This is a genomic window from Mycobacterium sp. NGS56 (assembly GCF_059812425.1).
On the sequence record NZ_JCALCQ010000001.1, the window covers coordinates 387,432 to 400,418 of the forward strand.

Below are 12,987 nucleotides of genomic sequence, written 5' to 3' on the forward strand. Positions count from 1 at the left end.
CGGGGATCGAGTGCGCGATGTCGCGGCGTGCGGTCGCCATGAGCTCAGCGCGCACTCACCCCTTGGGCCGCTTGCCTTCGCCTATCTCGCCCGGGTACTCGTCGTAGTAGGGCACGTAGCCCTCATCGCGTCCGGCCAGCACATACAGCGGGTCCTCGACGTCGGAACCGTAGCCCTGCTCGCGCAACTCCACCTTGCGGCTCTTGAAGGTCGTGGTCTGCTCGATGGAATCCACCAGCCGCACGAACAGCGGCAGCGCATAGGCGGGCAGCTGGTCATACACGGCACGGGCCAGCGACTGCCCGTCGAACTCGGCGCCCCCGCGCAATTTGACCGCGGCCATCCCGGCGCGGCCGCCCGTGCGCGGAACCTCGACCCCGAAGACGGTGCAGTCCTCGACGGAGTCGTCGGACGCCAGCGCCGCCTCGACCTGCGTGGTGGCGACGTTCTCGCCCTTCCACCGGAAAGTGTCGCCGAGTCGGTCGACGAACGCGGCGTGGCCCATGCCCTGCGGGCTCATCACATCGCCGGTGTTGAACCAGCAGTCACCCTCACGAAAGGCGTTGCGCACCAACTTCTTCTCGCTGGACTCCTTATCGGTGTAGCCGTCGAAGGGCTGCAACCGGTTGACCGGGCTGAGCAACAAACCGGGCTCACCGGCCGGCACGCGACGGACCCGCCCGTCGTCGCCGCGCAGGGGGGCGCCGGTGTCGGGGTCGTACTCGACGTAGGCCAGCGGCATCGGGAACACACCGGTGGAACGGGGCACATTGAAGACGTTGATGAACGCCGCGTTGCCTTCGCTCGAGGCGTAGAACTCGCAGACACGGACGATGCCGAATCGCTGTGTGAATTCGTCCCAGATTTCCGGGCGCAGCCCGTTTCCGGCGATCACCCGCACCTGGTGTGCACGGTCGGTCGGCTTGGCCGGCTGGTTGAGCAGGTATCGGCACACCTCGCCGATGTAGATGAACGCGGTGCCGTCGTTGGCGATCACCTCGTCCCAGAACCTCGACGCCGAGAACGACTTGCCCAGCGCCAGCGTCGCCCCCGAGTTGATCACCGACGACAACGCCACCGTCAGCGCGTTGTTGTGGTACAGCGGCAGGCAACAGTAGAGGGTGTCGGAGCTCTTCAGCCGCAACCCGATGCCGCCGAACGCCGCCAGCGCCTTGAGCCATCGCAAATGTGTCATCACGCTGGCCTTGGGGAATCCCGTTGTGCCCGAGGTGAAAATGTAGAACGCGGTGTCCCTGGCGTGCACGGCCGCCGCCGAGGCGGGGTTGGTGGCCGACGCGCTCACCGCGAACCGCTCGAGATCCTCGACGGTCAACGTCTCGGTGCTGCCCGAGCCACCGCACTCGGCCACTGCGCTGACCAGATCGGTCTCGGCGATGAGCACCTTGGCGTCCAGCAGGCCGAGGCTGTGCGCGAGCACCTCGCCGCGCTGGTGGTAGTTGAGCATGCCGGCGACGGCGCCGCACTTGACCGCCGCCAGCATGGCCAACACGGTGTTGGGCGAGTTGCGCAGCATGATGGCCACGACATCGCCCTGCCCGACACCGCGCGCGGCCAGCACGGCGGCGTACCGATTGGCGGCCGCGTTGGCGTCGCGGTACGTCAGTTTCTGATCGCCCATGCGCAGGAAGATCCGGTCGCCGTAGCGGGCGGCCCGCTCCTGGAACACCGTGCCGATCGATTTCTTGGAGCCCGGCTGGGCCAGCAGCCCGGTCATCGCGCCCCGCACGATCACCGGCAGGTCGGCCAGCACGGCCGGCGCCCGAACTGCGATGTCGGTCAGTTTGACCGGCGTGCGCGCTCCTCCATCACGATCGGACACGTGATCCCCTCGATTCGTTTCCAAAGTCAAGCTCGGCGGACAGCCTAGTAGGGAGGCAAACCCGTCGGCGGCCTCAGCCGGGTGCGCACGCTTCCAGCGCCGCACCCACCTTGTCGACCAGCACCAACCGGTCCATCGCCAGTTGGGAGATGTAACCGTTATCCAGCAATCCGCACAACCAGGTCCACAGCCCTTCGTAGTGACCGAACGGATCCAGCAGCACGATGGGTTTGCCGTGCAGACCCAGGAAGGCCGTCGTCCATGCGTCAAGCAGCTCGTCGAGGGTGCCAAGGCCACCCGGCAGCACGACGAACGCGTCGGAGCGCTCCTCCATGAGCTGCTTGCGCTCGTGCACGGTGTCGCTGACGATCAGCTCGTCGGCGTCCGCGTCGGCAACCTCACGGCGCATCAAGATCTTGGGGATGACGCCGACGGTCCGGCCGCCGCGGGCGCGCGCCGCGCTCGCCACCGCGCCCATCGCCGATACCCGGCCCCCACCCCACACCAACGTCCAGCCGCGCTCGGCGATCGCCTCACCGAGTTCCGCAGCGACTCCGAGCAATTCGGGGTGCTGCGGGCCGGACGCGCAATACACACACACCGACCATTCGCTTGGAGAATCGCGCTGGCCGGACATATCCGCCAAAGGTAGACCAACCGCACACCAGCCGTCATATCTGGGGCTTTCGCCGTCCGGCCGACTACGCACCATAAAATTCGGCGGTGCCGATTCGATGGAACGTCCCCCAACATGCGACGGCCTCAGAACGGTTGGATGCGGCACTGGCCGACGGGGGCCGGGGCGCGGTGGTGCTGGGTCCCGACGGCGTCGGCAAATCCACCCTGGCCCGGCTCGCCGCCGAGCGTTTCACCGATCAGCACCCGAACACGCTCGTCCGCTGGGTCACCGGCACCCCGACCGAACGCACGGTCCCGTTCGGGGCCTTCAGTCATCTGGTGCAGATCGCCGACATCGGCAAGCCGGCCGCGCTATTGCGCGCCGCCCGGGCGTCGCTGGGCGGTGACGACCTGCTGCTGATCGTCGACGACGCCCAACACTTGGACGTGTTGTCGGCGACGCTCGTCTACCAGTTGGCGCGCGATGGTGCGGGACGGCTCATCGTCACCGCCCGCGCCGAGGCCGCTCCCGAAGCGATCGCGGCGCTGTGGAACGACGGCCTGCTCACCCGGATCGACATCGAGCCGCCGGGCGGGGCGACCGTGCCGGCGGAGATTGACACGTTCCTCGCCGAGCTCCCTGAGACGGCTCGCTTGGTCCTGAAGTATCTGGCCGTCGCGGAGCCGCTTTCGGCCGCCGAGTTGACCGCGCTCGCCGGCGACGGCGCGGTGGCCGAGGCGGTGACGTGGGGAGCTGCGGAGACCCGGGCGCGCGGCGGGTCCTCCGACGACCCGGTCGTCTATACAGCCCACCCGCTGTTCGCCGAGCGGATGCGGGCCGCGCTCGACCTCGACGAGGCCCGGCAGCGACGCAGCGAGCTCATCGAGCTGCTGTCGCAGCGTCGGTCCGAGCACCTCAGTGACCGGTTGCGACTGGTTTTGCTGGCGCTGGACAGTGACACTTCCCCGCGGGTGGCCGACGTCGTCGCCGCCGCCCGAGAGGCGCTGCGGCTGGGCGATTTGGCGCTGGGCGAACGGCTGGCCCGATCGGCGCTGCAGCGTTCCGGCGGGTTGGTTGCGCGGCTCGCGCTGGCGCATGCCCTGGCGTGGCAGGGCCGTGGCCGCGAGGCCGATTCGGTGCTGGCCGACGTCGACTCCACCGCGTTGACCGAGGCGGCGCTGATGGACTGGGCCCTGCTGCGGGCGGCGAACCAGTTCTGGATGCTGAGCGAACCGGAGCGCGCCACCGCGTTCCTGCGGACCGTGCGCAACCGGGTCACCGACGCCGGACCGCGGACCACCCTCGACGCGCTCAGCGCGACCTTCGCGATGAACGCCGGCAACGTCAGGCACGCCGTTAAGGTCTCCTCCGACGTCCTCGCGTCGCCGGCGGCCGATGACCAGGCGGTGGCATGGGCGGCCAGCGCGGCCGCATTGTGCGCGGCGCGCGAGGGTCGATTCGAGGACGTCGAGCCGCTGGCACAGCGCGCCCTGGCCGCCGAACATCCCGGGCTGTTGCGCTTCACCATCGGGCTGGGTCAGACCACCGCGCTGTTGATGGCCGGCCACCCTGACCAAGCCCGCCAGCTCGCTCAGCAGTTCACCGACTTCGCCGAATTGCAACAACCGGGTCGCGCAATCGGTGAGGTATTGTTGGCTCACGTGCTGATCGCTGGCGGCGAATTTGCCGCTGCCGCAGCAATATTGGCCCCGGCGTCCGCCACCCTGGAGCGCACCGGTTATTCATGGGGGCCGCTGTCACTGACACTGCTGGCCACCGCGCTGGCCAAGCAGGGTGACACCGCCGCCGCAGCAAAGGCATTGAGCAGGGCCGAATCCCGGCACGGCACCAAGTCGGCCCTGTTCACACCGGAGCTCGGTGTGGCGCGGGCATGGCGGCTGGCCCTGGTGCGGGACGCGCATGGCGCGGTCGCCGCCGCGCGTGACGCCGCCCGGACGGCCGAACGCGGTGGGCAGCGGGGCGTGGCGGTGCGCGTCTGGCACGAAGCCGTGCGGCTGGGGGACGGCCGGGCGGTAGATCCTCTGGCTCGGCTCTGTGACGAGATCGATTGTGTTGTAGGCAGAATCGCACTAGCCCATGCCCGCGCGCTGGCTGCGGGCGATGACGCCGGTTTGCGGGCGGTGTCGGACGAGTTAACGTCGATCGGCATGCACGCGGCCGCCGCCGACGCCGCCGCGCAGGCGCAGCGGTGCGGGGCCGGAAAGGCTTAGCCGCTCAGGTAGCCGCGCAGCACGTCCACCGCGGCGGTGACGTTGGCGACCGCGACCCGCTCGTCACGCTTGTGCGCCAGGTTGGGATCACCGGGCCCGAAGTTGACCGCCGGTATGCCCAGTGCGGCGAAGCGCGCCACGTCGGTCCAGCCGTACTTGGCCCGGACGTTTCCGCCCGCCGCTTCGATCAGCGCTTTGGCGGCGGGTTGGGACAGGCCGGGCAGCGCGCCGGCCGCCGCATCGGTCTGCTCGATGTGCACGTCGAGCCCGGCGAGCACGTCGTGCACGTGTTGCAGCGCGTCGGGGAGCGACCGGTCGGGGGCGAAACGGAAGTTGATCGTCACCGCGGCCGCGTCGGGAATGACGTTGCCCGCCACGCCGCCGTCGATGCGCACGGCCGACAGGCCTTCACGATAGACGCAGCCGTCGATGTCGACGCTGCGTGGCTCGTAGACGGCCAGCCGCTCCAGCACGGCGCCGAGCTTGTGAATCGCGTTGTCTCCCAACCAGGCTCGCGCCGAATGCGCACGGGTTCCGCTGGCGCTGACCACTACGCGCAGGGTGCCTTGGCAGCCTGCTTCGATGTAGCCGCCGGTGGGCTCGCCCAAGATCGCCACGTCGGCGGACAGCCAGTCCGGCAACTCGCGTTCGATGCGGCCCAATCCGTTTGCCGCGGCCTCGATTTCCTCACAGTCGTACATCACCAGTGTCAGATCGTGCACCGGGTCGGCCACCGTGGCGGCGAGATGGAGGAAGACCGCGTCCCCGGATTTCATATCCGCCGTGCCGCAGCCGTACAGGTCGCCGCCCTCGCGGCGGCTGGGCAGGTTTCCGGCCACGGGGACGGTGTCCAGGTGGCCCGCCAGCAGCACGCGCGACGGCCGCCGGTGGTGCGTGCGCGCCAGCACGGCGTTGCCGTTGCGGATGATCTCGAACCCGAAGGTTTGTGACCGCAGCGCGGCCTCGACCTCGTCGGCCAGCCGCGCCTCGTCCCGCGATTCGCTGGGGATGTCCACCAGCGCCGCGGTCAGCGCGATCGGATCCCCGCGTAAGTCCAACACGGTCTCAGGGTAGTGGCGATCGCAAGCGCGGCCCCGCCGGGCGCAGCGGGTCGCCACCATCAACCCCGAGGCGATCGCAAGCGCGGCCCCGGCGCGGCTCAGACGAGGACCTGGGTGGGCATCACCTTGGGCTTGACGCCATAACGCGGCCCCATGCCGTAGCCGCCCCGGCCCGCCGAGGCGACCGCCGGCATGCCGGACGCCCAGGTGGTTTGCACGTCCTCGGTGGGCGCGGTCCACCCCGCACCCGCGATGGTCGCGGCGGGGACCCGCGGCGTGGCCGCCGACCACGTTGCGGGCGTCGACAATCCGCCGATTGGGGACGCCGAGCCCATGCTCGCCAGTACCGGTCCGGCCCCGACGCCCGCAGTGCTGACCGGTGCCGCTGCACTCACCAGGGCGCCGGAGCTGACCGCGCTTCCCAGGTCCGTGGACAGGCCGGCCGAAGCGGCCGTGTCGACGGTGTGGTTGTACAAGATGTTGGACACGATGGTGTTGAACACGTTCCACGACACGACGTCGGTTCCGGCGTTGCCGATGTTGGACACCAGAGGGTCGCCAAGGATGCTGTCCAGGGCGCTCGCGCCCGGCGGGTCCGCCAGTGCGGCGGGTGCGGCCAACGTCTGCACAGCGTTGGGCACGTTGGAGACGACCCCGCGGAGCCCACTGGTCTGTGCGGCCGTGGCCGCAGTCTGCGCGCCCAGTCCACCCGGGTTATTGGTGGGCGCCGGAGATGTCAATGGACTCAGCCTTGCCGCGGCCGCCGACGACGCCGCGTAGCCGTACATGGCGGCGGCGTCTTGCGACCACATCTCGCCGTATTGCGCCTCCGTGGCCGCGATGGCCGGGGTGTTCTGTCCCAGGACGTTGGTCGCGACCAAAGCCGCGAGCTGGGCCCGGTTGGCCGCGACCAGCGGCGGCGGCACAGTCATCGCAAAGGCAGCCTCGTAGGCCGCCGCGGAGGCCATGGCTTGAGCGGCCGCCTGTTGCAGTTGTGCGGCGGTGGTGTGCATCCACATCACATACGGCGCGATGGCGGTGGCCATCGCCACCGACGACGGCCCCATCCAGTCCTCGCCGGTCAAATTCGCGATCGCCGCCTCGCTGGCTGCGGCGGTGGTACTCAGTTCGTCGGCCAAGCTGCTGAACGCCGCCGCCGCGGCCATCATCGGGCCCGCCCCCGCACCGGTGTACATGCGCAGGGAATTGACCTCTGGGGGCAGTGCTCCAAAGTCGAAAGTCATTGTCTTGCTCCTGTTCTCGCTGTGGGTCGGGGGTGCTAGACGCCCGGCTTGGGCATTACGGTGGGTTTGACGCCGTAGCGGGGTGCGCCGAGGCCGTAGCCGCCACGTCCGGTGGTCGCCATCGACGGCACGCCAGCCGGAATGGTGCCCACCGTCGCGGTCTGGGGCGCGGCGCTGGCGAACCCCGCACCAGTCAGCGTCGCCGGGGCCGGGGTCACCGCCGAGACTTCGGTTGCCGCCCAGCTTGGTGGTACCGACAACGCGCCGATCGAGGGTCCCCGACCCATGCTCGCCAGCAACGGCGCCCCGGCCGCGGCTGCGGGCGCCGCCGGGGCGGGGGCGCTCGCCGGGGTTGCCGACGTGAGACCACCGGTGAAATTAGGGATGCCGGCCGCGCCGGGGACCGGAGCGAATTGCCCCTCGCCCAAGGTGATGAAGTCCGAGGCCGCGGCGCCGACGTTCTGACCCCACTCGATGGAGGTGCCCAGGGCCGCGTCCCCGGCCGGCGGGTCGGCGGCAGCGGCGGCCGGGGCGGCGGCGGGCAACGCCGCGGCCCTCGTGGTGACCTGGTTCACGGCTTCCGTCGTGCCATAGGAGTCGGCGTTGCTGTCCAGGTTGTTCACCAAAGTTTGGTGAATCGCTTTTGCCTGCGCGCTGACCTGCTGGTACCAGGCGCCGTAGGCGGAGAACTGCGCGGCCTGCAGTGCGGACACCTCGTCGGCGGCCGCCGGAGCGATGCTCGTGGTGGGCGCCGCGGCGGCGGCATCCTGGGCGGCCATCGAGGCGCCGAGGCCTTCGAGTGTGCTCGCCGCGGCCAGCAGCGCCTCGGGCCGGGTGGTGACAAAGGACATGTTCTTCTCCTCGGGCAATCAGGCGGCCACGACGGCCGGCGACATAGGGACCTGCGGCAGGCCCGGAAGGATCCCGGAAGCTGCGTACCCAAATCGGCAAAATTCACGCCTGACCTGCTAGGACTGGGGAAGCCGAACGCTCACGGCCGTGGAACCACCCGGCGATGACGAGTTACCTTGCCCGCGTCGGTCTTTGAGTGCGGACCGGGCCCGGCTTTGCGGATGTCGATTCCGCACCTCCACAGGGCGGGCGGGAGCTGCGCGCAGCCCACGAAGTAACCTGTCCGCCGTGACTGGAGCTGCAGGAATCGGGCTGGCAACGCTGGCCGCCGACGGATCGGTCCTCGACACGTGGTTTCCCGCGCCGGAACTGACCGCACCGGGCACCAGCGCGACGTCGCGGCTGGCGCTGTCCGATGTTCCCCCGGAGCTGACCGCGCTGATCGGTCGCGACGACGACCGCGGCACCGAGACCGTCGCCGTGCGCACGGTCATCGGCTCGCTGGATGACGTGGCCGCCGACGCCTACGACGCCTACCTGCGATTGCATCTGCTCTCGCACCGGTTGGTGGCGCCGCACGGGCTGAACGCCGGCGGCTTGTTCGGGGTATTAACCAATGTGGTCTGGACTAACCGCGGACCGTGCGCCGTCGAGGGTTTCGAGGCAGTGCGAGCCCGGCTGCGGCGCCACGGATCGGTGACGATCTACGGCGTCGACAAGTTCCCGCGGATGGTCGATTACGTCCTGCCGACCGGAGTGCGCATCGCCGACGCCGACCGGGTGCGGCTCGGTGCCCACCTGGCGCCAGGCACGACGGTGATGCACGAGGGCTTCGTCAACTACAACGCCGGCACCCTGGGAGCGTCGATGGTGGAGGGACGCATCTCCGCCGGCGTGGTGGTGGACGACGGTTCCGACATCGGAGGCGGAGCCTCGATCATGGGGACGCTGTCCGGGGGTGGCACCGAGGTGATTTCGATCGGCAAGCGCTGCCTGCTCGGCGCCAACGCCGGCCTGGGTATCTCATTGGGCGACGACTGCGTCGTCGAAGCCGGCCTGTACCTCACCGCGGGCACCAAAGTCATTACGCCCGAAGGCAAAACGATCAAGGCGCTCGAGCTGTCCGGAGGCAACAACCTGTTGTTCCGCCGCAACTCGGTGAGCGGCGCGGTGGAAGTGGCGGCCCGCGGCGGTCAGGGCATTGCCCTCAACGAAGATCTGCACGCCAACTAAGGACGCACCTATAAGTCGGCAGGCACCCGCTCGGCGGCCGGCGCGCCGCCCAGCGCGGTTCCCTTGGTTTCCGGCAGCCGCGAGACGCACACCAAGCTGGCGGTCACCAGGGTCGCCATCATGAGCCCGATGGCCCAGCTGCCGTAGGTCGCCAACAAGGTGCCCGCCAACAGCGGCGGCACGGCGGCGCCGAGGATGCCGGCCAGGTTCATCGCCACCGCTGCGCCGCTGTAGCGGTAACGGGTGGCGAACAGCTCGGGAACGAAAGCCCCCGTGGGGCCGTTGGCTGTCGCCGCGCAGGCGAACATGCCCAGGACGGCTACCGCGTACATGGCGGGGCTGCCGGTATCCATCAGCGGGATGACCACAAACGACCATGGCAGACACGCCGCCAGCCCGCTCAGCATCACCCGGCGACGCCCGACTCGATCCGACAGCCAGGCCCCGAACGAGACGAACACGATGCTCGTCAGCCCAGCCAGCGCACCGACGCCCCAGACGAAGCTGCGCGAATAGCCCAGGTGGGAGTGGGCGTACATGACGAGGAAGGTGTTGCCCAGGTAGACAAAGCCCATGCCGCCCAAAAAGCAGCCCGCGACGAGCACGATTTCGCGACGCTGCAGCCGCACCAGCTCCGCCAGGGGCGCTTTGGGCACTAGGTTGCGGGCCTTCTCCTCCACGAACAGCGGCGTCTCGTCGATGTTGAGCCGCACGTAGAGAGCGATGGCGATCAGCCCGCTGCTGATGAGGAAGGGCACCCGCCAGCCCCATTCCATGAACGCGGGGCTGCTTTCCCCCATGGTGAGACTGACCGCGAGGAACGTCAGGCTGGCCAGTACCCCCGCCGTACCGCCGCCCAGCGAGGTGAACATGCCGTACCAGCCGCGTTTGCCCGGAGGCGCGTATTCGGCGCTCAGCAACACCGACCCGGCCCATTCGCCGCCGACGGCGAAGCCTTGCAGCAACCGCAGGACCACAAGGATCAACGGTGCGGCGACCCCGATCGACGCCGTGTTGGGGACGAGGCCCACGCTGACGGTCGATGCGCCCATGATCAGCAGCGTGGCGACCAACGTCTTCTTGCGACCCAGCCGGTCGCCGAAGTATCCGAAGACGGCGGCGCCCAACGGGCGCGACAGGAACGCCGTCGCGAACGTTGCCATCGAGGCGATAGTGGCCACCGTCGGGCCCAGGTGGGGGAAGAACACCGTGGGAAACACCAGTGCGGCCGCGGTTCCATAGATCAGGAAGTCGTAGAACTCGATGGCCGAGCCCACGAGGCAGGCTGCCGCGATCCGTCGCATAGGGCTACGCCGGGCAGGGGCGGCGGTGCCCACGAATCGAGTCGGGTCACCCATTCTGGCCGCTCGCCGTCCAGTGAGATCGATGCACGGTTCCGACGGTAGGTGAAGCGCCGCGGGCACGCTCGGCCCCAAGCCTGACAAATTGCTGCGTGTCTGGGCGCCCGGCCGAACGGGCGTCACCCGTTGAGCGTCCGCTCAGCCGTCGGTCAGCAGTTGCTTCTTGAGGACCTTGCCCAAGGCGTTGCGCGGCAGCGCGTCGACGATACGCACCTCGCGTGGCCGCTTGTGCACCGAAAGCTCTTGGGCGACATAGTCGATCAGCTCATCGCCGTCGGCCGATCCGACGACGTACGCGACGATGCGCTGACCCAGGTCCGCATCGGGCAGCCCGATGACCGCCGCCTCTTGGACGCCGGGATGCCCGAGCAGCACCGTTTCGATCTCACCGGCCCCGATGCGGTAGCCGCCGGATTTGATCAGGTCGACCGACTCGCGTCCGACGATGCGGTGCATCCCGTCGGCGTCGATCACCGCTACGTCGCCGGTGCGGTACCAGCCGTCGGTGTCGAATGCCTCGGCGGTCGCTTCCGGCCGGTTCAGGTAGCCGTCGAACATCATCGGGCCGCGCACGTGCAGCTTCCCGACGGTCTCGCCGTCGTGTGGCACCACCGCGCCGTCGTCGTCCACCACCCGCGTCCGCACACCGGTGAGCGGCAGGCCCACCCACCCGGGGCGTCGCTCGCCGTCGGCGCGCGTGGACAACGTGATCAGCGATTCCGAGGCGCCGTAGCGTTCGATGGGCTGATGTCCGGTGAGTCCGGCCAGCCGCTCGAACACCGGAACCGGCAGCGGCGCGCTGCCGGAGACCAGTAACCGCGCGGGGCGCAGCGCTCGGGCGGCTTGTTCGTCGGCCCCCACCCGCGACCACACCGTGGGCACCCCGAAAAACAGCGTGCCGCCGTGCTCGGCCGCGGCCTGCGCGTAGCCCGCCGGTGTCGGCTTGCCGGTGTGAATGAAGCGATTTCCGATCCGCAGCGAGCCGAGCAGGCCCAGCACCAGACCGTGCACGTGAAAGAGCGGCAAGCCGTGCACCAAGACGTCGTCGGCCGTCCATTGCCAGGCTTCCGCCAGGGCGTCGAGGTCGGCCGCGATCGCTCGTCGGCTCAACACCACGCCTTTGGGCGGCCCCGTGGTACCCGAGGTGTAGATGATCATCGCGGTGGCGTCCGGCGACGGTTCGGCATAGCGGTGCCAGGAGCGGGCGTGCAGCCGCACCGGGATGTGCGGCAGGCCTTCCGGCTCGTCGGGCGCCGTTCCGAGCCAAGCCCGCACACCGGAGTCGGTGAGCATGTGACGCCGTTCGGCTGCGCCGACATCGGCGGGCACTGGGACAAACGGCACCCCGGCGATCAGGCACCCGGCGACTGCCAGCACCGTCGGGGCAGTCGGTGCGGCCAGGATGGCAACCCGGCCTGCGCCGCCCACCCGCTCGGCCACCGAGGTGCCGGCACCGACGAGGTCGCTGCGGCTGAACACGGTGCCGTCGATGCGCACCGCATCGGCGATATCGGTGGCGCTCAGCGCCACGGGATTCAGGGAGGCCAGCAGCACGTGAGCAGGCTACCCGGCCGCGGAGGCGGTCAGCCTCGCTCGTCCCAGATCTTCGTCAGGGTGGACAGGATCTCCTCGCCGCGGCCCAGCCCGCCGAGGTGGCTTTCGCCGGGGAGCACGATCAGCTCGCAGTCGGGCAATAAGGACACGACGTGCTTGCCGTGGGCGAATGGCACGATGTGGTCGCTGTCGCCGTGCCACCAGCGCACCGGGACCTTGACCTCGTCGAGTCGGAATCCCCAGTCCCGGGTGAACAGGATGATGTCGTTGAACGGGGCCGCCAATTGCTTGCGGCTGCCGTTGAGCAGGTCGTCGAGGAACATGGCCCCGAACTCCGGCCGGGTCAGCAGGCGCCGGTCGCCCTCCGGCGATATCGCGGCATACAAGAACAGCGCCGGATTCGCGACGGGACGAATCGCCCGCACTACCAGGCTCGCGCCGATGCGCAGCGGGTCACCGCCCAGCCGCAGCAGGGGTGCCACCCGCTTGCCCAAATTCATCAGGCCGCTGGTGATCCCCTCCTCGCCGAGAAACGGCGCGACGCCGCCCAGCACACCGACCGCTACCACCCGATCGGGCAGCACCGCGGCGGACGCGAGTGCGTAGGGGCCGCCGCCGGACAGGCCGATAACGGCCATATCGTCGATGCCCAGGATGTCCGCAATGGTCTGCAGATCGTCCCCGAACGCCCGGATGTTCTCGTAACGATGCGGCGTCGACGAGCCGATCCCGGGCCGGTCCAGGCCGATCAGCCGGATCTTGTGCTTTTCGGCGTACAGGCGGGCTTCGGTGGGAATCTGACGGCGGGCGCCGGGGGTGCCATGCAGCCAGAAGAACGCCCGGCCTTGCGGGTCACCGAATTCGGCGAACCCGATTTGGCGGTCCTCGCCGACAGCGACGTTTCCTTCTAGCTTGGGGCGGGCGATCTCGATGACCATGTCGAGCAGCTTGGCATGTCGTGTTCGGTTCACCAAAGGGCGGTCAGGTGTCGC

Annotated in this window: 10 protein-coding genes; 2 read left to right on the forward strand and 8 right to left on the reverse strand. The window is 69.4% G+C overall.

What is annotated here, in order from left to right; genetic code table 11:
• Positions 1-55 precede the first annotated feature (55 nt).
• Both fadD6 and log read right to left on the reverse strand, forming a co-directional pair.
• Positions 56-1,840: a long-chain-acyl-CoA synthetase FadD6 gene (fadD6, locus tag AC5Y4F_RS01790; RefSeq protein ID WP_067935326.1), complete on the reverse strand. Its 1,785-nt coding sequence runs from the start codon at positions 1,838-1,840 to the stop codon at positions 56-58.
• 73 nt (positions 1,841-1,913) lie between these two features.
• Positions 1,914-2,477 carry a cytokinin riboside 5'-monophosphate phosphoribohydrolase gene (log, locus tag AC5Y4F_RS01795; RefSeq protein ID WP_067935323.1) on the reverse strand — a complete coding sequence of 188 codons (564 nt, stop codon included), beginning with the start codon at positions 2,475-2,477 and terminating at the stop codon, positions 1,914-1,916.
• A gap of 86 nt (positions 2,478-2,563) precedes the next feature.
• Between log and AC5Y4F_RS01800 the strand changes: the two genes are divergently transcribed.
• Entirely contained in the window at positions 2,564-4,690 is a 2,127-nt protein-coding gene (locus tag AC5Y4F_RS01800; RefSeq protein ID WP_499994837.1) for an AAA family ATPase, read from the forward strand.
• Here AC5Y4F_RS01800 and dapE read toward each other — a convergent pair.
• The 3 genes from dapE to AC5Y4F_RS01815 all read right to left on the reverse strand — a co-directional run bounded on the left by dapE (position 4,687) and on the right by AC5Y4F_RS01815 (position 7,846).
• Positions 4,687-5,751, reverse strand: coding sequence for a succinyl-diaminopimelate desuccinylase (dapE, locus tag AC5Y4F_RS01805; protein ID WP_067935419.1), 1,065 nt, complete (start codon positions 5,749-5,751; stop codon positions 4,687-4,689). The genes AC5Y4F_RS01800 and dapE overlap by 4 nt on opposite strands.
• 98 nt (positions 5,752-5,849) lie before the next feature.
• A complete protein-coding gene (locus AC5Y4F_RS01810) occupies positions 5,850-6,995 on the reverse strand; it encodes a PPE family protein (protein ID WP_499994839.1) in 1,146 nt (381 codons plus the stop codon).
• Positions 6,996-7,030: 35 nt separating this feature from the next.
• Positions 7,031-7,846: a PPE family protein, SVP subgroup gene (locus AC5Y4F_RS01815; RefSeq protein ID WP_067935315.1), complete on the reverse strand. Its 816-nt coding sequence runs from the start codon at positions 7,844-7,846 to the stop codon at positions 7,031-7,033.
• Between the two features lie 280 nt (positions 7,847-8,126).
• On the opposite strand from AC5Y4F_RS01815, the gene dapD reads away from it, so the two are divergent.
• Entirely contained in the window at positions 8,127-9,080 is a 954-nt protein-coding gene (dapD, locus tag AC5Y4F_RS01820; protein ID WP_499995746.1) for a 2,3,4,5-tetrahydropyridine-2,6-dicarboxylate N-succinyltransferase, read from the forward strand.
• A gap of 8 nt (positions 9,081-9,088) precedes the next feature.
• On the opposite strand, the gene AC5Y4F_RS01825 is transcribed toward dapD, so the two are convergent.
• From AC5Y4F_RS01825 to AC5Y4F_RS01835, 3 genes are all read right to left on the reverse strand, one after another.
• Positions 9,089-10,384: an MFS transporter gene (locus tag AC5Y4F_RS01825; RefSeq protein ID WP_067935310.1), complete on the reverse strand. Its 1,296-nt coding sequence runs from the start codon at positions 10,382-10,384 to the stop codon at positions 9,089-9,091.
• 195 nt (positions 10,385-10,579) lie between these two features.
• Complete coding sequence (locus tag AC5Y4F_RS01830) at positions 10,580-11,995, reverse strand: acyl-CoA synthetase (RefSeq protein WP_067935307.1); 1,416 nt, start codon at positions 11,993-11,995, stop codon at positions 10,580-10,582.
• A gap of 29 nt (positions 11,996-12,024) precedes the next feature.
• Complete coding sequence (locus AC5Y4F_RS01835; RefSeq protein ID WP_499994841.1) at positions 12,025-12,933, reverse strand: alpha/beta fold hydrolase; 909 nt, start codon at positions 12,931-12,933, stop codon at positions 12,025-12,027.
• Positions 12,934-12,987: the final 54 nt, after the last annotated feature.

Excerpts from the sequence above, each read along its gene's own strand:
- AC5Y4F_RS01810 (WP_499994839.1), bottom strand. The coding sequence starts at position 6,995 with ATGACTTTCGACTTTGGAGCACTGCCCCCAGAGGTCAATTCCCTGCGC.
- AC5Y4F_RS01815 (WP_067935315.1), bottom strand. The coding sequence starts at position 7,846 with ATGTCCTTTGTCACCACCCGGCCCGAGGCGCTGCTGGCCGCGGCGAGC.
- AC5Y4F_RS01825 (WP_067935310.1), bottom strand. The coding sequence starts at position 10,384 with ATGCGACGGATCGCGGCAGCCTGCCTCGTGGGCTCGGCCATCGAGTTC.
- log (WP_067935323.1), bottom strand. The coding sequence starts at position 2,477 with ATGTCCGGCCAGCGCGATTCTCCAAGCGAATGGTCGGTGTGTGTGTAT.
- AC5Y4F_RS01835 (WP_499994841.1), bottom strand. The coding sequence starts at position 12,933 with ATGGTCATCGAGATCGCCCGCCCCAAGCTAGAAGGAAACGTCGCTGTC.